This is a genomic window from Galbibacter marinus, assembly GCF_000300875.1.
GTDB classification, from domain to species: domain Bacteria; phylum Bacteroidota; class Bacteroidia; order Flavobacteriales; family Flavobacteriaceae; genus Galbibacter; species Galbibacter marinus.
Genome location: NZ_AMSG01000001.1, coordinates 152702 through 175913 on the forward strand (window position 1 = coordinate 152702; position 23212 = coordinate 175913).

Annotated in this window: 23 protein-coding genes; 10 read left to right on the plus strand and 13 right to left on the minus strand. The window is 37.6% G+C overall.

The window, feature by feature from the left end; genetic code table 11:
- The first annotated feature begins 324 nt into the window (after positions 1-324).
- The gene (lysM, locus tag I215_RS00710) at positions 325-822 is read left to right on the plus strand and encodes a peptidoglycan-binding protein LysM (protein WP_008990019.1); all 498 of its coding nucleotides are present in this window, start codon (positions 325-327) and stop codon (positions 820-822) included.
- Between the two features lie 9 nt (positions 823-831).
- On the opposite strand, the gene nadD is transcribed toward lysM, so the two are convergent.
- The 4 genes from nadD to I215_RS00730 form a co-directional block, all read right to left on the minus strand.
- Positions 832-1422, minus strand: a complete 591-nt coding sequence (gene nadD, locus I215_RS00715; protein ID WP_008990020.1) for a nicotinate (nicotinamide) nucleotide adenylyltransferase — start codon at positions 1420-1422, stop codon at positions 832-834.
- The gene (gene gmk, locus I215_RS00720) at positions 1419-2009 is read right to left on the minus strand and encodes a guanylate kinase (RefSeq protein WP_040459683.1); all 591 of its coding nucleotides are present in this window, start codon (positions 2007-2009) and stop codon (positions 1419-1421) included. The genes nadD and gmk overlap by 4 nt, the downstream gene beginning before the upstream one ends.
- 49 nt (positions 2010-2058) lie before the next feature.
- The gene (locus tag I215_RS00725) at positions 2059-2931 is read right to left on the minus strand and encodes a YicC/YloC family endoribonuclease (RefSeq protein ID WP_008990022.1); all 873 of its coding nucleotides are present in this window, start codon (positions 2929-2931) and stop codon (positions 2059-2061) included.
- A 138-nt stretch (positions 2932-3069) separates the two neighbouring features.
- The gene (locus I215_RS00730; RefSeq protein WP_008990023.1) at positions 3070-3426 is read right to left on the minus strand and encodes a toxin-antitoxin system YwqK family antitoxin; all 357 of its coding nucleotides are present in this window, start codon (positions 3424-3426) and stop codon (positions 3070-3072) included.
- A gap of 243 nt (positions 3427-3669) precedes the next feature.
- Here I215_RS00730 and aspS point away from each other — a divergent pair, with 243 nt between their 5' ends.
- From aspS to I215_RS00750, 4 genes are all read left to right on the plus strand, one after another.
- Positions 3670-5418, plus strand: coding sequence for an aspartate--tRNA ligase (gene aspS / locus I215_RS00735; RefSeq protein ID WP_008990024.1), 1749 nt, complete (start codon positions 3670-3672; stop codon positions 5416-5418).
- 74 nt (positions 5419-5492) lie between these two features.
- A complete protein-coding gene (locus I215_RS00740) occupies positions 5493-7286 on the plus strand; it encodes a chloride channel protein (RefSeq protein WP_008990025.1) in 1794 nt (597 codons plus the stop codon).
- A 74-nt stretch (positions 7287-7360) separates the two neighbouring features.
- Positions 7361-7615, plus strand: coding sequence for a hypothetical protein (locus tag I215_RS00745; protein ID WP_008990026.1), 255 nt, complete (start codon positions 7361-7363; stop codon positions 7613-7615).
- An 82-nt stretch (positions 7616-7697) separates the two neighbouring features.
- Positions 7698-7892, plus strand: a complete 195-nt coding sequence (locus tag I215_RS00750) for a cold-shock protein (RefSeq protein WP_008990027.1) — start codon at positions 7698-7700, stop codon at positions 7890-7892.
- Positions 7893-7958: 66 nt separating this feature from the next.
- Here I215_RS00750 and I215_RS00755 read toward each other — a convergent pair whose 3' ends face one another.
- Complete coding sequence (locus I215_RS00755; protein ID WP_008990028.1) at positions 7959-8408, minus strand: nucleoside deaminase; 450 nt, start codon at positions 8406-8408, stop codon at positions 7959-7961.
- 134 nt (positions 8409-8542) lie between these two features.
- Between I215_RS00755 and I215_RS00760 the strand changes: the two genes are divergently transcribed.
- Positions 8543-9346, plus strand: coding sequence for an RluA family pseudouridine synthase (locus I215_RS00760; RefSeq protein WP_008990029.1), 804 nt, complete (start codon positions 8543-8545; stop codon positions 9344-9346).
- Here the strand turns inward: I215_RS00760 and sufD are convergent.
- The 4 genes from sufD to I215_RS00780 form a co-directional block, all read right to left on the minus strand.
- Positions 9343-10659, minus strand: a complete 1317-nt coding sequence (sufD, locus tag I215_RS00765; protein ID WP_008990030.1) for a Fe-S cluster assembly protein SufD — start codon at positions 10657-10659, stop codon at positions 9343-9345. The two genes, I215_RS00760 and sufD, sit on opposite strands and share 4 nt — an antisense overlap.
- Before the next feature lie 144 nt (positions 10660-10803).
- On the minus strand, positions 10804-11556 hold the full coding sequence (gene sufC / locus I215_RS00770; protein ID WP_008990031.1) for a Fe-S cluster assembly ATPase SufC: 753 nt from the start codon (positions 11554-11556) through the stop codon (positions 10804-10806).
- Between the two features lie 80 nt (positions 11557-11636).
- The gene (gene sufB / locus I215_RS00775) at positions 11637-13082 is read right to left on the minus strand and encodes a Fe-S cluster assembly protein SufB (RefSeq protein WP_008990032.1); all 1446 of its coding nucleotides are present in this window, start codon (positions 13080-13082) and stop codon (positions 11637-11639) included.
- 70 nt (positions 13083-13152) lie between these two features.
- Positions 13153-13482: a HesB/IscA family protein gene (locus I215_RS00780; RefSeq protein ID WP_008990033.1), complete on the minus strand. Its 330-nt coding sequence runs from the start codon at positions 13480-13482 to the stop codon at positions 13153-13155.
- Between the two features lie 244 nt (positions 13483-13726).
- Here I215_RS00780 and thiL point away from each other — a divergent pair, with 244 nt between their 5' ends.
- Positions 13727-14779, plus strand: a complete 1053-nt coding sequence (gene thiL / locus I215_RS00785) for a thiamine-phosphate kinase (protein WP_008990034.1) — start codon at positions 13727-13729, stop codon at positions 14777-14779.
- A gap of 349 nt (positions 14780-15128) precedes the next feature.
- On the opposite strand, the gene I215_RS00790 is transcribed toward thiL, so the two are convergent.
- Positions 15129-15908, minus strand: coding sequence for an alpha/beta fold hydrolase (locus I215_RS00790; protein ID WP_008990036.1), 780 nt, complete (start codon positions 15906-15908; stop codon positions 15129-15131).
- A 76-nt stretch (positions 15909-15984) separates the two neighbouring features.
- Positions 15985-17277, minus strand: a complete 1293-nt coding sequence (locus I215_RS00795) for an aminopeptidase P N-terminal domain-containing protein (protein ID WP_008990037.1) — start codon at positions 17275-17277, stop codon at positions 15985-15987.
- 250 nt (positions 17278-17527) lie between these two features.
- Between I215_RS00795 and I215_RS00800 the strand changes: the two genes are divergently transcribed.
- The 3 genes from I215_RS00800 (at position 17528) to I215_RS00810 (ending at position 21017) form a co-directional block, all read left to right on the plus strand.
- Entirely contained in the window at positions 17528-18187 is a 660-nt protein-coding gene (locus tag I215_RS00800) for a succinate dehydrogenase cytochrome b subunit (RefSeq protein ID WP_040459648.1), read from the plus strand.
- A 12-nt stretch (positions 18188-18199) separates the two neighbouring features.
- Complete coding sequence (locus I215_RS00805; protein ID WP_008990039.1) at positions 18200-20203, plus strand: fumarate reductase/succinate dehydrogenase flavoprotein subunit; 2004 nt, start codon at positions 18200-18202, stop codon at positions 20201-20203.
- Positions 20204-20270: 67 nt separating this feature from the next.
- On the plus strand, positions 20271-21017 hold the full coding sequence (locus I215_RS00810; protein WP_008990040.1) for a succinate dehydrogenase/fumarate reductase iron-sulfur subunit: 747 nt from the start codon (positions 20271-20273) through the stop codon (positions 21015-21017).
- Positions 21018-21107: 90 nt separating this feature from the next.
- Here the strand turns inward: I215_RS00810 and I215_RS00815 are convergent, their stop codons facing one another.
- Together I215_RS00815 and I215_RS00820 are read right to left on the minus strand one after the other, a co-directional pair.
- A complete protein-coding gene (locus I215_RS00815) occupies positions 21108-22805 on the minus strand; it encodes a sodium:solute symporter family protein (protein ID WP_008990041.1) in 1698 nt (565 codons plus the stop codon).
- An 8-nt stretch (positions 22806-22813) separates the two neighbouring features.
- On the minus strand, positions 22814-23068 hold the full coding sequence (locus I215_RS00820; RefSeq protein ID WP_008990042.1) for a DUF4212 domain-containing protein: 255 nt from the start codon (positions 23066-23068) through the stop codon (positions 22814-22816).
- Positions 23069-23212: the final 144 nt, after the last annotated feature.

Consider the following 23212-nt stretch of genomic DNA (forward strand, 5'->3'; position numbering starts at 1 on the left):
AATTAGGCAAGACAATTTTAACACTAGATTATGAAATACAGAGCAATCTAGGTTACAAGACAGCGTTATTAAATTAAAGAACAAGAAAACGTATTAAGTTAGGTTAATTGATTTTTTTGGTTGGTTATTTGTAAAAACCGCTTTTTGATTCTTATCAAAGGGCGGTTTTTTTATACACTAAATGTAGGTAAAACCATTATCAAGATGACGTTTAAGAGCTAACATTTAAATTTAAGATGTTTTTTTTCGGGAATTAAATTCTTTCACTTTGTAGAAAAACGTTTATTGCTTACCTTGTTGCTTGAACTTTAAAATAGTAAAACCATGGGATTATTTTCATTTATCAAAGATGCTGGCGCTAAAATATTTGGCGGAAAGACATCGGCAGAAGAAGCAGCTGAGGCTGCGGCCAACAAAGAGGCTGCCATAAAAGAAGCGAATGATCAAGCAGCTTCAAAACTCAAAGAAACCATCAGCGATCTAGATTTAAAGGCAGAAAATCTACAAATTTCTATCACTGGGGACACTGCTACTGTAAGTGGTAAAGCTTATGATCAAACCACCAAAGAAAAAATCATTTTAGTAGTAGGTAACAGCACTGGAATTGGTGTAGTGAACGATCAAATGGAAGTTGAAAACAACGAGCCAGAAGCGCAGTTTCACACGGTAGTATCTGGAGATACTTTAAGCAAGATAGCTAAGAAGTATTATGGCAATGCCATGAAGTACCCTGAAATATTTGAAGCTAATAAGCCCATGCTGAGTGATCCAGATAAAATATATCCAGGACAAGTGCTTCGTATTCCAGCATTAGACTCTTAAGTAAGATCTTTATCGGTAAAAATTCATCAAGTCTACATATTCCCATACTTTGGGTAGGAGTAGAGGTTTTATGTTTTTACCCTGGGAAATTGCTTTACGTATAAAGGTAGATGATATCTCCATAATAGGAGCATCTACCTTCTTTACCCTTGGATGGTCACTGTATTTTCCAGGATTATCATTTGACTGCTGAACCCTGGGGTACACGTAAATATCGTGTTTCTCTATGATCATCTCCACGTTTTTCCATTTGTGCAAGGAGCGTAAATTATCTTCTCCCATTATCAAACAAAACTCATTTTTAGGGTATTTCTCTTTAAGATAAACAAGGGTCTTTATGGTATAATTTGGTTGAGGCAATCCAAACTCTATATCACTTGGTTTTAATTTCTCATAATCCTCGGTAGCGCGGTAGACAAGTTCCAAACGATGATGATCCTCTAGCAGACTGCTTTTTTTCTTAAGTGGATTGTGAGGGGTAACCACAAGCCAGATCTCCTGAAGATCCGTGAATTCAGCCATATGATTAGCAATCACCAAGTGTCCTAAATGAATTGGATTAAAGGTACCGAAAAAGAGACCTATCTTTTTCCCTTTCATGCGTTTGATTTTTTAGAAACACCAACAAAATCCGCCACCAAATTATATGCCTCATGCTTAGCGGTATCCAAATCATAATTTTTAATCACTGTGTCAAACTGAGGGGCGGTAGCAAGTTCAACAGAAGCTTTGGCAATTCGCATGTTGATTTTATCATCGCTCTCCGTCTTGCGCTTTTTGAGTCTGATTTTTAATTCATCCACACTGGGCGGTTTTACAAATACAGCCAATGTTTGATCAGGGAATTTACGCTTAATTCGGAGTCCTCCAGCTACATCAATGTCAAAAATTACATTTTTACCCATTTTCCACAACCGCTCAACTTCTGACTTTAATGTGCCGTAAAAGTTATCACGATACACTTCCTCCCACTCTAAAAAATCATTATTCTTGATGTGGTCTTTAAAGGTTCTTGCAGAAAGAAAATAATAGTTTTCACCATCCTTTTCGTCTCCTCTTGGATCTCTAGAGGTAGCGGATATAGAAAAGGCAAGATTTAATTCTGGATGCTCCAATAGATGCCTTACAATAGTCGTTTTTCCACTCCCAGAAGGAGCCGAGAAAATGATTAACTTTCCGTTATTCACACTGTTATTTTCTTCCATTAATAGTAATTAAACGCAGAAACCACGTCCTTTATAATACATTCAACAATTGCTCCTTGATTTTCTCCAACTCATCTTTCATTTGAACAACCAATTGCTGCATAGGTGCATAATTGGATTTGGATCCAATGGTATTGATTTCTCGACCAATTTCCTGACTAATAAAACCTAGCTTCTTTCCATTGGAATCTCCAGAGTTTAGAGATTCAATAAAATAATTTAAATGATTTGCTAGCCGAACTTTCTCTTCTGTAATGTCAAATTTCTCTATATAGTAGATCAATTCTTGTTCAAAACGATTTTCATCCACCTCCACTTTAAGATCCTCGACTGCTTTTTCCAATCGTGTGCGGACCACCTGCAGACGTTCGGGATCGATCTCCTTCACTTTTTCCAGTAAATCTGAAATCGTATTGATACGATCAATGAAGTCAGACTCTAATGCAGACCCTTCCTGAGTTCTAAAAGTATTGATTTCTTCAAGGGCTTTAATGACTGCATTTTTTATCGTTTGGTATTCCTTTGGATCTATTTCTTCTCGCTCTACTTTAAGTGCATCTGGCATGCGTACCGCCATTTTCATTAGCTCCACTTCATCATTATGCCCAATAGGTACTGTGCTAGCAGCTCTTAATTGATCCATATACCCTTTTAAAACCCCTATATTTAGTTGGGTGTTTGAGCTCTCTCCAGTGACTTCCACAAACAAACTAAAATCAATTTTACCCCGCACTAGACCAGAAGCAATAAGATTACGCAGCTCTAGCTCCTTCTCTCTATAAGACGAGGGAATCCTAGCATTAATATCCAAATTCTTACTATTTAGGGACTTTAACTCTACGGTTATTTTCTTGGCAGGCAGCTGTATAACATCCTTACCAAAACCAGTCATCGATTGTATCATCTTCTAATTTTAGAATGGCAAAAATACAAAATTGGCAGGGCAAACGTATAAAATACAAAACAAAAAAGCTGTACTTTGCTCAGTCCAGCTTTTTCAATCAGAAACCTAGGGTCCAATATCCCTAAAATAAAATGATTTTTATTGGTTCACTACAACCTTATTTGTTTGATTCCATGTCTTTACACTTGCAATTGCACTGTTTTGATAGGTTACTTCTTTTAAAGTATTACCATCGTAAAAGAACCAGTTTCCAGTTTTCTCACCCATGTTGTAATTGGCAATAGCTAAAGTATTTCCTTCAACATCATAAGACTTCCATTCTCCATGAAGCTTACCATCTAAGTAATTACCAGATTGAGCAACCTTCCCATTATCGTGATAATAGGTGGCCTTAACCATTCCGTTCTCAATTTCTAATTTTGGCTTTTTCTCTACCTCTTGAGCAAATAGCACTACTGAAAAAACAAGTGCAAGTGCAGTTAATATATTTTTCATATCGATTTTTTTTAATTTCCAATGATTCTTTCTCAAATATACGCTTTTTTATTTACAATTACAAAACGTTTACGTAACATTAAATTAACATTAAAGCTGCTTCACATTGATTATCAGTTTTTTAATTATAAACTCATATCGCTTTTTCATGGAAAACTTAACATTGGAAAATTCTTTTTTGAATTTTTTCATTTCACTCACAAACCTTATTAACTTTGCAGCCAATTAATTCCAATAGAATTCATGTATAGAAGTCATACTTGCGGAGCCCTGCGCTCAGAACATATAGGCAATCAAATCACCCTTTCTGGGTGGGTTCAAAAGGTAAGAGATAAAGGATTTATGATCTGGGTAGACCTTAGAGATAGATACGGTATTACCCAGCTTATATTTGATGAAAATAGAACTCCAAAAGATGTCTTCAAAGCTGCACAAGACCTCGGAAGGGAATTTGTGATCAAAGTTGAAGGGACTGTTATTGAAAGGGAGGCGAAAAACCCAAATTTAAACACTGGGGATATCGAAATTCTTGTAAGCAATATCACCGTACTCAACTCTTCGTTAACCCCTCCTTTTACCATAGAGAATGACACCGATGGTGGTGATGAACTCAGAATGAAATATCGTTATCTCGATATTAGAAGAAATCCAGTTAAGAACAATCTGATCTTCCGTCATAAAGTAAGTATGGAGGTCAGAAATTATTTATCCAAGGCTGATTTTATTGAGATAGAAACACCCTATTTGATTAAATCCACACCAGAGGGCGCTAGAGACTTTGTTGTGCCCTCACGCATGAATGAAGGTCAATTTTACGCCCTTCCACAATCTCCACAAACTTTCAAACAGCTATTGATGGTTGGAGGTATGGATAAGTATTTTCAAATTGTAAAATGTTTTAGAGACGAGGATCTTCGGGCTGATAGACAACCTGAGTTCACACAAATAGACTGTGAAATGGCCTTTGTTGAACAAGAAGATATTTTAAACATCTTCGAAGGACTTACCAGACATTTATTACAAGAAATAAACAATGTTACTGTTTCCGAATTTCCAAGAATGACCTATAACGAGGCCATGCGCACTTATGGAAATGACAAGCCCGATATCCGCTTCGACATGAAATTCGGGGAATTAAACCAAGTAGCTCAACACAAGGATTTCAACGTCTTTAATCAGGCTGAACTTGTAGTAGGAATTGCAGTTCCAGGTGGATCCTCTTATACTAGAAAAGAAATTGACAAACTTATCGATTGGGTAAAACGCCCTCAAGTAGGCGCCCTAGGTATGGTTTATGTTAAATATAATGAAGATGGTAGTTTTAAATCATCTGTAGATAAATTCTACGATCAAGAAGACTTAAAACAATGGGCGCAAGCTACAAATGCCAAGCCAGGTGATCTTATCTGCATTCTTTCAGGTCCAGCGGATAAAACTCGAGGGCAATTAAGTGCCCTTAGAATGGAGTTAGCAGAGCGATTGGGCTTAAGAAAAGCGGAAGAATTTGCACCACTCTGGGTGGTTGATTTCCCATTATTAGAATGGGACGAAGAAACCCAGCGATACCACGCAATGCATCATCCTTTTACTTCTCCAAAAACTGAAGACATCCATCTATTAGAAACTGAACCTGGAAAGGTTAGAGCAAATGCCTATGACCTTGTCCTAAACGGCAATGAAATTGGTGGAGGTTCTATTCGAATTTTCGACAAACAACTACAGGCAACTATGTTCAAACACTTGGGATTCACAGAAGAGGAAGCAAAAGCTCAGTTTGGATTTTTAATGGATGCCTTTCAATATGGAGCACCTCCGCATGGAGGCCTTGCCTTTGGTCTTGACCGTTTGGTAGCTATATTAGGAGGACAAGAAACCATTCGTGATTTTATTGCGTTTCCGAAGAATAATTCTGGTAGAGATGTCATGATTGATGCGCCGTCTTCAATAGATAAGGAGCAGCTCAAAGAGCTTAGTATCAAGCTAGATCTCTAGTGAGAATCAAAATTTTGCGCAGGTAAAATTAAATTTTGTAATTTTATAAAGCTCGAATTAATAGCTTTTAGGGTATGCCACAATCTAAAAAATCACTGTTAACACGCTTTCTAATTTGGCGTGCTAAGCATATTTCTCAGCGTGAATTCGTGTATATTCTTAGTATTATAGTTGGTTTTACCTCTGGTTTAGGAGCGGTTATTTTAAAGAATCTTACACATTACATCCAACTCTTATTAGAAGGTAGGCTAATTCAAAAATACTCCGAAGCGGTGTACTTTGCATACCCTCTAATTGGATTTGCTCTAGTATATTTGATGATAAGATATGTTATAGGCAACAAAGTAAATCACGGTATTCCTTCCACCTTATTCGCCATTTCAAAACGAAAAGGGCTTATGAAAAGGTATCAAATGGTGGGAAGCATCCTTACAGCGCCTTTAACTGTTGGATTTGGAGGGTCAGTAGGATTAGAAGGCCCCACAGTCTCTACAGGTGCAGCGATTAGCTCAAATATCTCTAGGCTATTCCATATGAACCAGGCCACTAGAACCCTATTAATAGGTGCGGCGGCAGCTGGTGCAATGTCTTCAATATTCAAAGCACCTATTGCTGCTATAATTTTTGCTATCGAAGTGATGAGTCTCGATTTGACCCTTGCCTCTTTGCTGCCCTTGTTATTGGCGTCCATTTCCGGGGTACTCACCTCCTATTTTTTCTTTGGCAGCGAAATACTACTGCCATTTGATTTACAAGATGACTTTATTATCAATGATGTTCCTTACTTTATTCTTTTAGGAGTCGTTGCAGCTGGGGTTTCTATTTATTTTACAAAAGTATACGGCAGCATTCAAAACCTATTTGATCGGATAAACGGTCCAATAAAGAGGTTATTAATTGGAGGTGTAGCCATTGGGGTAATTGTGTTTTTAGTACCTCCTTTATATGGAGAAGGGTACGAGGTAATGAACAACATGGTTCAAGGGAACCCAACAGCTGCACTAAAGAACAATATTTTAAATATTGATCTGAGTAATGTGTGGGGTGTAATAGTGCTTCTAATTGGATTACTTTTATTTAAAATTGTGGCCAGCGCTATAACATTTGGAGCAGGTGGTGTGGGTGGCATCTTTGCGCCTACGCTTTTTATGGGTTGTATAATGGGGAACTGCCTTGCTAAGATCTTGAACAATATTGGGATATTACAAAGCCCCGTATCTGAAAGCAATTTTACTCTTGTAGGGATGACTGGCCTCATGGCAGGCGTATTACATGCGCCTCTAACAGCAATCTTTTTAATCGCCGAACTCACCGGAGGTTACGAGCTCTTTTTACCCCTTATGATAACAGCCACCATATCATATGCCATTACAAGATACTTTGTACCCTACTCTGTTTATACCATGGAACTAGCTAAGAAAGGCGAACTCATTACCCACAATAAGGATAAAGCGGTGTTAACGCTCATGGATATGGATTCTGTAATTGAAACCAATTTTGTCAGCGTTTATCCAGATATGACCTTAGGGGAGATTATTGGCCAAGCAGTGGTAAAATCAAACAGAAATATCTTTCCAGTGCTCAATAGAAAAACCAATGAACTTATCGGCATAATACTACTTGATGACATTAGATCCATTATGTTTGATCAAAATTTGTACAAGGAAGTAAAGGCCACTGATGTGATGCAAAATCCTCCAGCTATTATAGAAATTGAGAAAGATCGGATGACACAGGTCATGCAAAAATTTCAAGATAGTGGAGCTTGGAATCTACCAGTGGTAAAAAACGACCAATATTATGGATTCATATCAAAATCAAAGCTACTAACCGCATACCGTAGAAAGTTGATATCATTCACAGAATAGCAATTTGAACTAATGTTTTGTACATTAAAAGCAGGAAAAAAACCTTAAAAAACAATTAAAACACATTCACATTAATGAAATATCTTATTCAAATATTATTTATCTGTATACTATTTGGTTTTGGATCAGGAATTTACGTAAAAAGCCAAATAAATGATCTCTCAGGAGATCAAATACTAGGAGTTACAGTACTTTTTACCGTTTTTATCCTTTTTCCTCTATTTATATACCATCGTTCCAAGGGAAAAAAGATGTCAGATTATATGTTTACCAAAGAAAATATTGATAAAATGAGCAACAAAGACAAGAAATACCCTGATAATCAATAAATTTTAAAATATTTATTTATTTTTTGAAAGCTACTTTCAATTATTTTGATACATTTGAATATTAATTTTTATAATAATTATAATGACTGGTACAGTAAAATTTTTCAATGAGTCCAAAGGTTACGGATTCATAACCAACGATGACACCGGAAAAGACATTTTTGTTCACGTAACAGCGTTGAATGGTGTTGAACTTAACGAAGGAGACAAAGTAGAATATTTAGAAGAAGAAGGCAGAAAAGGCGTGGTTGCTTCGCAAGTGCAAGTAATCGGATAAAAATATATTTTATTTTTGTAAGTACAAAAGTCGTCCAACTCGGGCGACTTTTTTTATTTCTTATGGTTAATTAAGGTTACGTTTCTCAATAAAGAATTTATTAAGAAGATCTTCGGCCTGGTCTTGAAGTACACCTCTAACCACAGCTGTTTTAGGATGTAGTTTTGTACCCATAACCTCGTATCCACGATGAGGGTCCGAAGCTGCGTACACTATTTTTGAAAGCTGACTCCAATAAAGCGCCCCTGCGCACATTTGACATGGTTCAAGGGTGACATATAACGTACAACCCCTAAGATATTTGCCTCCAAGATAATTAGCTGCAGCTGTAATTGCCTGCATCTCTGCATGGGCTGTCACATCAACCAAGGTCTCGGTTAAATTATGTGCCCTAGCAATGATTTTCTGATCTATAACAACCACTGCACCCACTGGTATTTCTCCCTTTTGGTAAGCTATCTCCGCTTCCTGAAGGGCTCTTTTCATAAAATAAGTGTCATCAAATGGATCCATCATAAAACAAAGATCGTTAGTTTGTTTTTAAAAGACTATATTACTTTTGTAAAGATTTTAAATAACTGAACATCGAGAAGCAAGAAACCCATAAAGTTCCCAACTTAGAATGCCCAATTCGCTTACAGGATTATGGGGTGGGTATATTTAAACATGCAGCGACGAAATCCGCGCTGAAAAAAGCCCTAAAAAAGCAACATATTACAATCGATAATATTCCTGTTAGTTCAGCTACATATATCTATGGAGGGGAAACCATTGTGTTAACCACTCCCTTAGCTCCTCAAAACATTAAAGATCCTAAAATCTCTTTTGATATAATTTACGAGGATCAATTTTTAGCAGCGATCGTAAAACCTTCTGGTGTCCTAGTAAGCGGAAACAAGTTTAAAACCATTGCCAACTCCCTTGCACATCGATTAACAAAAAGTGATCTTCCAGAGGCCTGTATTGCCCAACCTGTACACCGTTTAGACTTTGGCACCTCTGGAATTCTTCTATGCGGTAAGACCCGATCAAGTATTCGTGAGCTCAATAAAATGTTTGAACACAAACTCATGTCCAAGTCATATTATGCCATTACAGCAGGAGAAATGCCAGGTTCAGGCCATATTTCTACCCCAATCGATGGTAAAGAGGCCTTAAGCCTCTTCCAAGTTATAGAGCGAATTGATTCTAAGAAATATAACTGCCTTAATTTGGTGAAATTAAATCCCAAAACTGGAAGGCGCCACCAACTCAGAAAACACCTAGCTGGTATTAATCACCCCATTTTAGGGGATCGTGACTATGGCATAGACCATATAAGTAGTCAGGCCCAAGGCTTGTACCTACATAGCTACAGTCTAGAATTTATACACCCTTTTACAATGGAAAAACAATCGCTAATAGCGCCAATTCCAAAAAGATTTAAAAAATGGTTTAAAAAGGCACAGTATTAAAGGTCAAAACCTATCTTCACCCCAAGTTTCATAGCGATTAATTTGTTGACTCTCGCTTTCACCTCAGGTATTTTAACACTCTCAAGGACGTTATTTGCAAAGGCATACATTAACAAGGCGCGTGCTTCCTTTTTAGGAATACCTCTTGTTCTAAGATAGTACATTGCCTCTTCATCCAATTGACCAATTGTACAACCGTGAGAACACTTCACATCGTCCGCAAAGATTTCCAACTGAGGTTTGGCATTAATGGTAGCCTTATCACTAACTAAAATATTGTTGTTTTGTTGGAAACCATTGGTCTTTTGTGCTTCTTTATCTACGATAATTCTACCGTTGAAAACTCCAGTACTTCGATCACCGTAAATTCCTTTGTAGTCTTGATGACTTTCGCAGTTTGGCGTAGCGTGCTGAACCAGGGTACTGTGATCAACATGCTGCTTATCTTCTATGATAGTAACTCCTTTCAAAGTTGAATTGATATATTCCCCTTTGTGCAAGAATTGTAAATTGTTTCTAGTCAGCTTTCCTCCAAAGGAGAATGTGTGAACAGAAGCATGACTATTTTGCTGTTGAGAAATATAGGTATTGTCTATTAAAGAAGCGCTCTCTTGATCGTTTTGAATCTTGTAGTAATCTACAATTCCTCTTTTACTTGTATGAATTTCAGTAACTGCATTGGTAAGTACTGGGTTCAGATTAAGGCTTTGGTGACGCTCGATAATTTGAACATAAGCGTTCTCTCCAACAACTACTAAATTACGAGGTTGTACCATTTGAGCAGATTCTTTACCTGTTGAGAAATACAGTACTTGAATAGGTTTTTGAACAACCTTTCCCTTAGGAACATTAATAAAAGCACCTTCTCTAGAGAATGCGGTATTTAATGCAGTCAGACTATCTTCTTTATCGACAATCTTATTGAAATAATTTTCAATCACCAATTGGTACTTAGGCTTAGTTAAAGCAGCACCCATAGTGCATACATCGATACCCTCATGAGTAGTTTCAGATAAATGCGAACTGAAAACACCATCGATAAAAACAATTCTGTAACTATCGATATCATGAATAAAATATTTCTTTATATCGTTAAACTCAATAGAGGATTCCTGTTCAGGAAAAACGCTATAATCGTTTTTTAATAATGCATTTAGAGAGGTGTATTTCCATGCCTCATCTTTTTTGGTAGGAAATCCTTTTTCCTCAAAGACTTTTATGGCTTGGGTTCGAATATCATGTACAGCGTGATTGACATCTACACGATTCTCAAAAGCCATAAATGATGATATTAATTTATCTTTTAATTCCATGATCTTAATTCTAATCTGTTTGCTTTTTACCAAAAGCGCTATTTAACAACAGCCCAACTAATATCTCAAATAAAGAAGGATTAGGCTACTTCTTGGTGGTTGACTCAATTTAAAACTAACCTATAGAAATAGAGTAAGCTTAAACTAAACCTCAACTTCTTGTTTAATCCAATCGTATCCTTTTTCCTCTAATTCGAAAGCGAGTTCTTTACCCCCAGACTTCACAATTCTACCATTGAGCAATACGTGTACAAAATCAGGAACGATATATTCTAAAAGTCGTTGATAGTGTGTAATAACCACTACAGCATTATCTTTGCTTTTAAGTTTATTAACACCGTTTGCAACAATACGTAACGCATCAATATCCAATCCTGAATCGGTCTCATCCAAAATTGCCAGTTTTGGCTCTAACATTGCCATTTGGAAAATTTCATTTCGTTTCTTCTCTCCTCCTGAGAATCCTTCATTCAAGGAACGAGACAAAAATTTACGATCAATTTCCAAAAGCTCAGACTTCTCACGAATCATTTTCAACATCTCATTAGCCGGCATATCTTCTAAGCCTTTGGCACGTCTGGTTTCGTTGATTGCTGTTTTTATAAAGTTGGTCACAGATACTCCTGGAATTTCAACAGGGTATTGGAAGGAAAGGAATAATCCTTTGTGTGCACGGTCTTCAGGTGCAAGCTCTCCTATATCTTCTCCTAGAAATTCGATATTGCCTTTAGTGACTTCAAAATCTTCATTCCCTGCAATTACCGATGACAATGTACTTTTACCAGAACCATTAGGTCCCATGATAGCGTGGATTTCACCTGGTTTAACATCCAAGTTAATTCCTTTCAAAATCTCTTTATCCTCTACGCTAGCGTGTAAATTTTCAATTCTTAACATTTCTTTCTTGTTATATGCTGTTATCTCATTAAGCTCCCCTACTACTTTTTGTCTTTGGGAACCGAATTACCAATTTTTATTTATCCTACAGATCCCTCTAATGAGATTTCTAGTAACTTTTGAGCCTCTACGGCAAATTCCATAGGAAGCTTATTCAATACTTCTTTACTAAAACCGTTCACGATCAAAGCAATAGCCTTCTCTGTATCAATACCACGTTGGTTACAGTAAAATATTTGGTCTTCACCAATTTTACTGGTTGTTGCCTCATGTTCTATTTGAGCGGTTTTATTTTTTGTTTCAATGTACGGGAAGGTATGAGCTCCACATTGGTTACCCATCAACAAAGAATCACATTGGGAGAAATTCCTAGCGTTTTCAGCCCTACCGTGGACTTGAACAAGTCCTCTATAACTGTTCTGAGACCTTCCTGCAGAGATCCCCTTAGAGATAATAGTACTCTTAGTATTCTTCCCTAAGTGAATCATTTTGGTTCCAGTATCTGCCTGCTGATAGTTATTGGTAACTGCGATAGAATAAAACTCTCCTACCGAATTATCACCTTTAAGCACACAGGATGGGTATTTCCAAGTAACTGCTGAACCTGTTTCAACTTGCGTCCAACTAATCTTTGCTCGATTTTCACATAGTCCTCTTTTGGTAACAAAGTTAAATACCCCACCTTTTCCTTCCTTATCTCCAGGGAACCAGTTTTGAACAGTAGAATATTTAATTTCAGCATCATCCATGGCAATGAGCTCAACAACTGCTGCGTGCAGCTGGTTCTCATCTCGCGTGGGTGCTGTACAACCCTCTAAGTAACTTACATAACTCGATTCGTCAGCAATAACCAAGGTGCGTTCAAATTGTCCAGTACCTGCTTGGTTAATCCTAAAGTAAGTTGAAAGCTCCATTGGACAACGTACTCCCTTAGGTATGTAGCAGAAAGAACCATCGGAGAATACTGCGGAGTTTAAAGCAGCGTAGAAGTTATCCTTCTGAGGAACTACTGTACCCAAATATTTCTTCACCAATTCAGGATGATTTTGAATTGCCTCGGAAATTGAGCAGAAAATAATTCCTTTTTCTCCTAGAGTCTTTTTAAAAGAAGTTGCTACGGAAACTGAATCCATCACAACGTCTACTGCAACCCCAGCAAGTTTTTTTTGTTCATCTAATGAAATACCAAGTCTTTTAAAGGTATCCAACAACTCTGGATCCACCTCATCTAAACTATCGTACTTTGGCTTTGATACAGGAGCTGAATAATATGATATAGCCTGAAAATCTGGTTTCTTATATGTCACATTAGCCCATTCTGGCTCCTCCATCTGCTTCCAATGACTGAAAGCTTCTAATCGCCAATCCGTCATCCATTGTGGTTCGTTCTTCTTTTTTGAAATCGCACGAACTATATCCTCATTTAAACCAATGGGCAGGGTATCCGATTCTATATCTGTATAAAACCCGTACTCGTATTCTTTGGTTTCGAGTTCCTTTTTTAATTCTTCCTCTGTATATGCCATCTTACTATTAAAGTTGTTACGTAGAAACACTATTGTCCTCTACCTAAAAATTAACTATAAAATTCGTTTTCTATAACGAAAAACTTTCACCGCACCCGCAGGTTCTTTGTGCATTCGGGTTGTTAAAGACAAACCCCTTCCCATTTAGTCCGCCAGAATACTCTAAAACGGTACCAATGAGATACAGAAAGCTTTTTTTGTCGACAATGATTTTAACAGCATTGTCTTCAAAAACCTTATCTTCCTGTTCTTTGTTTTTGTCAAATCTAAGATCATAAGATAATCCACTACAACCGCCACTCTTAACTCCAACACGCACAAAATCTTGCGTGACGTTAAATCCATCGTCCGCCATTAATTCGGCAATTTTCTTTTTCGCTGATTCAGAAACTTTTATCATTATATTTTAGTTATTTCCAAATGGTTTACAAAAGTAAGGTATTCATTATGATTTACCATGCGTATATGCATTAATATATCAAATCCTCCTATAACCTTTTGTTATGCCATTTCATTATTCCTTACAAAAATTATAAAATAACTAATTATCAAGGATTTCAGGGATAGATACCCTTTAATAGGTGGGCTGAACTTTTGGGATTAAAAGCTTATAAAACATGTAAACTCTCTTTATATTTGCACCTATGATAGAAGATAAAAATCCACAACGCACCTCCATATCAGAAATGGGAGAATTTGGTTTAATTGACCACCTAACCAACACTTTTGACATTAAACAAAAAAGCACCGTAAAAGCTATTGGAGACGATGCCGCTGTACTCGACTTTAAAAGCAAACAAGCTGTTGTAACTACGGATCTTTTGGTAGAAGGTGTTCATTTTGATTTAGGGTACATGCCTTTAAAGCATTTAGGATACAAATCTATCATTGTTAATCTCTCAGATGTGTACGCTATGAATGCCAAGGCTACACAAGTGACCGTTTCCATAGCGCTCTCAAATCGCTTTCCGTTGGAGGCTGTGGAGGAGCTATACCAGGGGATAAAACTCGCCTGTGATTTATATAAGGTCGATTTAATTGGAGGAGACACTACCTCATCGGATAAAGGATTACTAATTTCTGTGACTGCGATAGGGGAAATTAACCCAAATGATGTGGTGTATAGAAGTGGCGCCCAATCTAATGACTTATTAGTAGTTACTGGCGATGTTGGCGGAGCCTATCTTGGCCTTCAGGTTCTTGAACGCGAAAAGCAAGTCTTCCAAGTGAATCCTCAGAATCAACCAGATTTGGACCAATACAGTTATATTATTGAACGTCAATTGAAACCTGAAGCGAGAAAGGATATACCTGAGCTTTTAAAGGAACTTAACGTAAAACCTACTTCCATGATTGATGTCAGCGACGGATTATCCTCTGAGATCATCCATATCTGCAAACAATCTAAGGTAGGCTGTAATTTATACGAAGACAAAATTCCTTTGGATCCACAGACCATTTCCACCTGTGAAGAATTCAACATTAGTAGCACAACAGTAGCACTAAGTGGCGGAGAGGATTATGAATTGCTTTTTACGATTTCCCAAGAGGATTATCCAAAAATCAAAGCAAATCCTAACCTTACCATCATTGGTCACATGACTCAGGAGTCAGAAGGCATGCACCTTGTTACCAGAGCAAATACCAAAATACCATTACAAGCAAGAGGATGGAATTCATTCGACAAACAGGCATAAGAATCCTAAGACCTAATGACTAACTTCAATGGCCGGGGGAAAAAATTTCGTGATTGAGGAAATCTAGGCGACAGACTGAACTTGGTGCCTTTTACGATAAAACTTAGCTAAAGATTCATTGATTTCCTTTAATTCCGGAGTCAACACATCCAATGTACCTGATTCTGTTGTGGTCAATTCGCACTTACAATGTTTACAAGTGTATTCTGCAACATGAGAAGTGATTTTTTTCGATACCACATAGCGATGACCGAATACAGCGCACAGGGCTCTTTTGAATGTAGATTTTGAGGATTTCATATTAATAAGAATTTTGGGTAAAACAAATATATAATAATCTGTAAACCAATCAAGTATTTTTTAAAAAAATATTGATTTCTTCGATAAACTCCACTTTGTTCTCTATGAAACTCATATGTCCATCAGCAAATTCTATCAATTTCACTGATGTATTCTGAAGTTGATCGATAACTTCAACATATTTAAGAACAGGGTCTTTTTTGCCTAGGATCATCATTTTAGCAAAGGGTGTAAAGTGCAGTAATATTTCTCTATCTTCCCTTGTTTTCATACCCTCTAAGGCGGCAACAATACCTTGTAAAGGAGTTTTTAACGCCTCTTTTTTCAAGATTTTAATCTCCTGAGAGAACAATTTTCTGTTCTTTGGACGAAAGAGATTTGAAATACCCATTCGAACAAAGGTTTTGTGATCTTTTTTTACCATTTCTATGGCGCGGTCGCGATTGGCTTTCCGTTCTGGAGAATCTGCTCTTGCTGTAGAATTTGCAAGCACAAGTGCTTTGACTTGGTCTGGATAAGCTTCCGCAAAAGCTAGTGCTACATACCCACCCATGGAATGTCCTATAATGGAGACTCGGCGCAATTTCAACCATTGTAATACTGCTTTAACAGCTTCAGCCATTTGCTCCATGGTGTGAACATAACCAATGCATCCCGTATTGCCATGTCCTAAAAGATCAATACTTACTACCCTGTAGCGACCAACTAAAGACTCTATCACAGCATCCCAAATTGTGGAATTCTCTAAAAACCCATGCAGTAACACCACTGTAGAACCTTGACCTTGGTCCGTAAAATACACCGATGTTCCTTTATATGTAATGGTCATTGTTTGCGTTACTGCATTGTGATAAATCAAGTAGCAGTGATTTAAAAAAACCCCTGCTACTTGATTGAAAGTCAATTTATCGGTTCATCCAATCTTCAATCTCCTCGATTTCCAGTGGAATTCCCGCCATAAGATTAAATGGTTCTCCATTTTCTTGAATCACCATATCATCTTCTAATCTAATACCAAATCCTTCTTCTGGAATATAAATTCCTGGCTCCACGGTAAAGACCATATTAGCCTGCATTGGTTTTTTTAATGGACCGTAATCATGCGTATCCAATCCCATGTGGTGACTGGTCCCATGCATAAAATACTTTTTATAAGCTGGCCAAGAAGGATCCTCGTTCTGAACATCTGCTTTATCTAAAAGTCCAAGACCTATAAGTTCACTTGTCATAAGCCTTCCAACCTCTTCATGGTACTCTTTCCACATAGTCCCTGGAACTAGCATTTTAGTGGCTAGTTTTTTGACATTTAAAACGGCGGAATACACCTCTTTTTGACGGGCGGTAAAGCGGCCGCTAACAGGGATAGTTCGCGTCATATCACTGGCGTAATTTGCATACTCTGCCCCAACATCTAAAAGTAACAAATCCCCTTCTTTACACTGTTGGTTATTCACCACATAGTGCAATACATTGGCATTATTTCCAGAGGCAACTATTGGTGTATAAGCAAATCCTCTTGAGCGATTACGCAAGAATTCGTGCATAAACTCAGCCTCGATCTCATATTCCCAAACACCTGGCTTAACAAAACCGAGTATACGTTTAAATCCTTTCTCGGTGATTTTACAGGCTTGTTGTATCAAATCAATTTCCTGCTGTTCTTTAGTCCCCCTTAAATCCTGTAGTATAGGGTTACTTTTTTCCCATTTATGAGCAGGGAACTTTGCTTTACAGCTCAATATAAAACGATCCTCTCTGGTTTGTGTCTCCACAGATTGTCTGTAGTGTTCGTTGGTATTAAAATAAACGGTATCCACCTCGGTCATCAATTCATAAAAAATACGGTCAAAATCCTGTAACCAATAGGTGGTTCCTATTCCACTTACCTCTAATGCTCTCTCTTTACTTAGCTTTTCTCCTTCCCAAACTGCGATATGAGGATTGGTCTCCCTGACAAAAAGAACCTCACGGTGCTTTTTCTCATAGGCATCAGGAAACAATACCAAAATACTTTCCTCTTGATCTACTCCACTTAAATAAAATAAATCTCTTGCTTGCTGAAAAGGCATTGTACTATCCGCTCCAATAGGATAGACATCATTAGAATTAAAAACTGCAATACTTTTTGGCTTCATTCTCGCCATAAATTTTTGGCGATTTTTAATGAATAAATTGCTGTCGATCAAATCGTATTTCATGTTGTCTTTTTTGAATTTCCACAAAATTAATAAGAATCCTAAGGACAGCTGTTAAACTTCGATTAAAGTTTAGATGTTTTTAGCAGATATATAGTAACATTTTCACTTTACTAAAACCTTGGAGTACAACAAACCAAAACCTAATCACTTTACTTTAAACTCATTCTAAATTGGGATTAAAACCGAAATGAAAGCTTGTTAATCATCCCTTGGTGCAGTATTTTTGTGCATATCTTATAAACTTTTACTAATGAGCGGAATGTTAAATTCAACAATAGCTAGAAAAGTTGCCATGGCACTTTCGGCTATCTTTTTGTTAATTTTCCTTTTACAGCATTTTATAATCAACTTCACATCTGTAATCAGCGAAACCACATTTAATGAATTATCCCATTTCATGGGAGGCAATTTCTTAGTGCAGTTCTTGATGCAGCCGATATTGATATTTGCAGTTGTTTTTCACTTTGTTATGGGGTTTTACCTAGAAGTAAAAAATAAAAGCGCACGAAGTATAAAATATGTAAACTTCAAAGGAAGCGCCAACTCAAGTTGGTTTTCAAGAAACATGATTTATAGTGGGCTTGTCATTCTAGCCTTTCTAGTACTTCACTTTATTGACTTTTGGTTCCCTGAAATGAATTACAAGTACATTGCAGTAAATCCAGAAGACCCTACTCGCTATTACCACGAAACGGTTGAGAAATTCCACAATCCAATCCGAGTAATCGCCTATGTCGTGTCTTTTATCTTACTCTCAATGCACCTTTTACACGGGTTCCAGTCTGCGTTTCAGTCTATCGGGTTTAACAACAAGTTTACTCCAGGGCTTAAAGCTTTCGGTAAGGCCTTTGCGATCTTGATTCCCTTAGGGTTCATATTTATCGCACTTTTTCACTTTTTCAATCAATAAAGACGTAAGATTATGGCAGTATTAGATTCAAAAACTCCCCAAGGCGATATCGCCAAACAGTGGGAAAACTATAAAAACAACATCAACCTTGTCAACCCAGCTAATAAACGTAATATTGATGTTATAGTAGTGGGGACAGGTCTTGCGGGAGGAGCTGCCGCAGCTACCCTTGCAGAACTAGGTTATAACGTAAAGACTTTTTGTTATCAAGATTCTCCAAGACGTGCACACTCCATTGCAGCACAAGGAGGAATTAATGCAGCAAAAAATTATCAAGGAGACGGTGACTCTATCTACAGATTATTCTATGACACTGTAAAAGGAGGTGACTACCGATCAAGGGAATCCAATGTATATCGTTTAGCTGAAGTATCAGCGAACATTATTGATCAATGTGTTGCTCAAGGAGTCCCTTTCGCAAGGGAATACGGCGGTTTACTAGACAACCGATCCTTTGGAGGGGTTTTGGTTTCACGTACCTTTTATGCAAAAGGCCAAACTGGACAACAATTATTACTTGGGGCTTATGCGGCGATGAATCGTCAAATCAACAGAGGAAAAATACAATCATACACCCGACATGAAATGTTGGATTTAGTGATTGTTGACGGTAAAGCAAGAGGAATTATCGCAAGAGACCTTATTAGTGGAAAAATTGAAAGGCATGCTGCACACGCTGTTGTTATCGCATCAGGTGGTTATGGAAATGTGTTTTTCTTATCCACAAACGCCATGGGAAGTAATGTAACTGCTTCGTGGAAAATCCATAAAAAGGGCGCTTACTTTGCAAACCCATGCTTTACGCAAATTCACCCAACCTGTATTCCTGTCTCAGGAGATCATCAGTCTAAATTAACTCTGATGTCTGAATCACTTAGAAATGACGGGAGAATTTGGGTTCCTAAGAAAAAAGAAGATGCTATTGCAATCCGCGAAGGAAGGTTAAAACCAACTGAACTATCAGAGCAGGAAAGAGATTATTACTTGGAACGAAGATACCCTTCATTTGGTAACTTAGTCCCTAGAGACGTTGCTTCAAGAGCCGCTAAAGAACGATGTGACGCAGGGTTCGGTGTAAATAAAACAGGTGAAGCTGTATTTTTAGACTTCGCATCTGCTATTGAACGTTATGGTAAAGAGCAAGCTGCAATTCATGGTAATAACAACCCAAGTGCAGATGAAATCAGAAAATTAGGAGAAGAAGTAATCGCTAATAAATACGGTAACCTTTTCCAGATGTACGAGAAAATCGTAGATGAAAATCCATATAAAACTCCAATGAAGATTTACCCAGCGGTGCATTATACCATGGGTGGTGTTTGGGTAGATTACAATTTAATGACAACCATTCCTGGATGTTATGCCGCTGGTGAGGCGAATTTCTCGGATCACGGTGCTAACCGCCTTGGAGCTTCAGCGCTTATGCAAGGATTAGCAGATGGCTACTTTGTACTTCCTTACACTATTGGAGATTACCTATCCCAAGACATTAGAACCGGTAAAATATCCACCGATACTCCTGAATTTGAAGCTGCAGAAAAAGCGGTTGTCGATCAAATTGACAAGCTTGTCAACAACAAGGGGAAATATTCAGTGGACCATTACCACAAAAAATTAGGTAAGATCATGTGGAATAAATGTGGGATGGCTAGAAATGCAAAAGACTTAGCCGATGCTGCAGTTGAAATACGTGAACTACGCGAAGATTTCCATAAAAATGTTCTAATTCCTGGTTCCGCACAAAGCAAAAACAGTGAGCTTGAAAAAGCATTACGTGTTGCTGACTTTTTGGAACTAGGTGAATTATTCGCCAAAGATGCCTTGCACAGAAATGAGTCTTGTGGAGGTCACTTTAGAGAAGAATATCAAACCGAAGAAGGGGAAGCCCAAAGGGATGATGAAAACTTCAAATATGTAGCTGCTTGGGAATATACTGGGGATCCTAGTAAATCTGAGCTGCACAAAGAAGAATTAGAATATAAAAATATCGAGCTAAAAACACGCTCGTACAAATAGATATAAGATAGAGTTGTTTTCTATTTAATGAACACTCTTTCTTAGGTCAAACTAAATTCTTGAGACTATGAATTTAAAATTAAAAATATGGCGTCAAAGTGATGCCAACTCAAAAGGAAAAATGGTCGACTACCCCATTTCTGGTATAGAGAAAGACATGTCCTTTCTTGAAATGCTAGATGTCCTTAATGAAGAATTGGTAGCAAAAGGAGAAGAGGCAATTGAATTCGATCACGATTGTAGAGAGGGGATTTGCGGAACCTGTTCTTTACAAATTAATGGAGAACCCCATGGTCCTGACCGCGGTATAACTACCTGTCAGCTACATATGCGTATGTTCAACGATGGAGACACCATTACCATCGAACCTTTTAGAGCAAATGCATTTCCAGTGATCAAAGATTTGGTCGTAGATAGATCTTCTTTTGATCGTATCCAACAGGCAGGAGGCTTTATATCAGTCAACACTTCTGGAAATACCATAGACGCTAACTCTATTCCAGTTAATAAACACGATGCAGACAACTCTTTCAACGCCGCTACTTGTATCGGTTGTGGGGCTTGCGTTGCGGCTTGTAAAAATGCAAGTGCTATGTTATTTACCTCAGCAAAGGTATCTCAGTTCGCTTTACTTCCTCAAGGTCAAGTTGAAGCAACAGAGAGGGTAATGAACATGGTTAAACAAATGGACGAAGAAGGGTTTGGTAACTGCTCCAATACTGGTGCATGTGAAATCGAATGTCCAAAAGGAATTTCATTGGAAAATATTGCTCGAATGAACAGAGAATACCTCTCTGCCAGTTTGAAGAAATAAACCAATATAATACTTCATAGAAGTAGCCAAAAAAAACATCCAGCTCAGTTAAATTGTGCTGGATGTTTTTTTATGCCTTTTAATATTCTACTAATGGGACTGCGCCTGACCAGCCCCTCTAGGAATACGTATATTATCCACAATCTCTACAATTTCTACTGGTGGTTTTTTAGTGAATCGGGACACCACTATGGCTACTATAAAATTGAAAAGCATCCCAAGTGTTCCAAAACCTTCTGGGGAGATCCCGAACCACCAATTATCAGGACCTGAATTCTCAATATTACCGATCCAATTTAATTTAAATCGAGCGATATAGTAAAGTGTTATTCCCAGTCCAAAGACCATCCCAGCAATGGCTCCTTCTTTATTCATTCGTTTGGAAAAAATTCCCATAACAATGGCGGGAAAGAACGAGGAGGCCGCAAGACCAAAGGCCAAGGCGACCACAGAGGCCACAAAACCTGGCGGATGAATTCCGAAATAACCAGCTACAAGTACAGCAACTACTGAAGCTCCTCTAGCCGCCCATAATTCTTGTTTCTCGGTAATATTAGGCATCACCAACTTTTTCAAAAGATCGTGAGAAACAGAAGCTGAAATAACTAGTAGTAAACCTGCAGCAGTTGAAAGTGCTGCAGCCATCCCACCGGCAGCCACTAGAGCGATCACCCAATTTGGAAGATTTGCGATTTCTGGATTTGCCAATACCATTATATCACGATCAATTGTCAATTCGTTTTTATTAGGATCAGCAACATACTGAATGGTGCCGTCATTATTTTTATCATCAAAATCCAAAAGCCCAGTTGTCTCCCATTTAGAAAACCATGCTGGCATTTTATCATACTGCTGATTACTAACAGTTTCAATCAGATTTGTTCTAGCAAAAACAGCAATTGCAGGTGCTGTTGTATATAGAATTGCAATAAAAATAAGTGAATACAAAGCCGATTTACGAGCATCTTTAACCCTAGGTACAGTAAAAAACCTCACAATAACATGCGGAAGCCCAGCTGTTCCAAGCATAAGAGCTGCAGTAATCATAAACACATCCAAAGTGGACTTACTGCCTGAGGTATACTCGGCAAATCCCAATTCTCTATGCAAACCATCTAATTTATCCAATAGATAAGTTCCATCTGCTACACGATCTCCAAAACCAAGTTGTGGTAAAGGATTTCCAGTCATTTGAATAGAGATAAATATAGCTGGAACCATAAAAGCAAATATCATAATACAATATTGAGCAACCTGTGTATATGTAATTCCTTTCATCCCACCCAATACGGAGTAGAAAAGCACTATTGCCATTCCTACATAAACACCAGTATTAACTTCTACCTCAAGAAAACGAGAAAAGACTACTCCCACTCCTCGCATTTGACCTGCGATATAAGTAAAGGATACAAATAATGCACATATAATAGCGACGAGCCTAGCAGTTCTAGAGTAATAACGATCACCTATGAAATCTGGAACAGTAAACTTTCCAAACTTCCTAAGATATGGCGCCAATAACAAGGCAAGCAACACATATCCACCTGTCCACCCCATTAAATAAACCGAACCGTCGTAACCAGAAAAAGATATAATACCGGCCATGGAGATAAAAGAAGCCGCAGACATCCAGTCTGCTGCTGTGGCCATACCATTAGCAAGTGGTGAAACTCCTCCACCTGCAACGTAAAAATCTTTAGTTGAGCCTGCACGACTCCATATTGCAATACCAATGTATAGGGCAAAACTAAGCCCAACCACAATATAGGTTAAAAGTTGTAAAGACATATAGTAAGTTATTCGTTTACATTGTATTTCTTATCCAATCGATTCATTAGAATAATATAGGCAAGTACTAAAACCAAAAAACAGTAAATTGCTCCTTGCTGAGCAAACCAGAAGCCCAGCTTGAACCCACCAATTTGAAATTGATTTAAGAAATCGACCAGTAGAATACCACAACCGAATGAAACAATAAACCATATTATAAGAAGAAATATTAGGTATTTAATGTTTTCCCGCCAGTAGGCTTTCTTGGTAGCAGCATCCATAAATTATAAGTTTATCTAACAATAATACAGAAATTTTATTAAATATTTACCTCGGCGTTATTTTTAAAACTAAAAATTTATGTATTTAATAATTTACTGACACATTGTTTAATTATTGACTTTATACCAAAGTTTGATTATACT

Excerpts from the sequence above, each read along its gene's own strand:
- lysM (WP_008990019.1), top strand. The coding sequence starts at position 325 with ATGGGATTATTTTCATTTATCAAAGATGCTGGCGCTAAAATATTTGGC.
- nadD (WP_008990020.1), bottom strand. The coding sequence starts at position 1,422 with ATGAAAGGGAAAAAGATAGGTCTCTTTTTCGGTACCTTTAATCCAATT.
- I215_RS00725 (WP_008990022.1), bottom strand. The coding sequence starts at position 2,931 with ATGATACAATCGATGACTGGTTTTGGTAAGGATGTTATACAGCTGCCT.
- I215_RS00730 (WP_008990023.1), bottom strand. The coding sequence starts at position 3,426 with ATGAAAAATATATTAACTGCACTTGCACTTGTTTTTTCAGTAGTGCTA.
- aspS (WP_008990024.1), top strand. The coding sequence starts at position 3,670 with ATGTATAGAAGTCATACTTGCGGAGCCCTGCGCTCAGAACATATAGGC.
- I215_RS00740 (WP_008990025.1), top strand. The coding sequence starts at position 5,493 with ATGCCACAATCTAAAAAATCACTGTTAACACGCTTTCTAATTTGGCGT.
- I215_RS00745 (WP_008990026.1), top strand. The coding sequence starts at position 7,361 with ATGAAATATCTTATTCAAATATTATTTATCTGTATACTATTTGGTTTT.
- I215_RS00750 (WP_008990027.1), top strand. The coding sequence starts at position 7,698 with ATGACTGGTACAGTAAAATTTTTCAATGAGTCCAAAGGTTACGGATTC.
- I215_RS00755 (WP_008990028.1), bottom strand. The coding sequence starts at position 8,408 with ATGATGGATCCATTTGATGACACTTATTTTATGAAAAGAGCCCTTCAG.
- sufD (WP_008990030.1), bottom strand. The coding sequence starts at position 10,659 with ATGGAATTAAAAGATAAATTAATATCATCATTTATGGCTTTTGAGAAT.
- sufC (WP_008990031.1), bottom strand. The coding sequence starts at position 11,556 with ATGTTAAGAATTGAAAATTTACACGCTAGCGTAGAGGATAAAGAGATT.
- sufB (WP_008990032.1), bottom strand. The coding sequence starts at position 13,082 with ATGGCATATACAGAGGAAGAATTAAAAAAGGAACTCGAAACCAAAGAA.
- I215_RS00780 (WP_008990033.1), bottom strand. The coding sequence starts at position 13,482 with ATGATAAAAGTTTCTGAATCAGCGAAAAAGAAAATTGCCGAATTAATG.
- thiL (WP_008990034.1), top strand. The coding sequence starts at position 13,727 with ATGATAGAAGATAAAAATCCACAACGCACCTCCATATCAGAAATGGGA.
- I215_RS00790 (WP_008990036.1), bottom strand. The coding sequence starts at position 15,908 with ATGACCATTACATATAAAGGAACATCGGTGTATTTTACGGACCAAGGT.
- I215_RS00795 (WP_008990037.1), bottom strand. The coding sequence starts at position 17,277 with ATGAAATACGATTTGATCGACAGCAATTTATTCATTAAAAATCGCCAA.
- I215_RS00800 (WP_040459648.1), top strand. The coding sequence starts at position 17,528 with ATGAGCGGAATGTTAAATTCAACAATAGCTAGAAAAGTTGCCATGGCA.
- I215_RS00805 (WP_008990039.1), top strand. The coding sequence starts at position 18,200 with ATGGCAGTATTAGATTCAAAAACTCCCCAAGGCGATATCGCCAAACAG.
- I215_RS00810 (WP_008990040.1), top strand. The coding sequence starts at position 20,271 with ATGAATTTAAAATTAAAAATATGGCGTCAAAGTGATGCCAACTCAAAA.
- I215_RS00815 (WP_008990041.1), bottom strand. The coding sequence starts at position 22,805 with ATGTCTTTACAACTTTTAACCTATATTGTGGTTGGGCTTAGTTTTGCC.
- I215_RS00820 (WP_008990042.1), bottom strand. The coding sequence starts at position 23,068 with ATGGATGCTGCTACCAAGAAAGCCTACTGGCGGGAAAACATTAAATAC.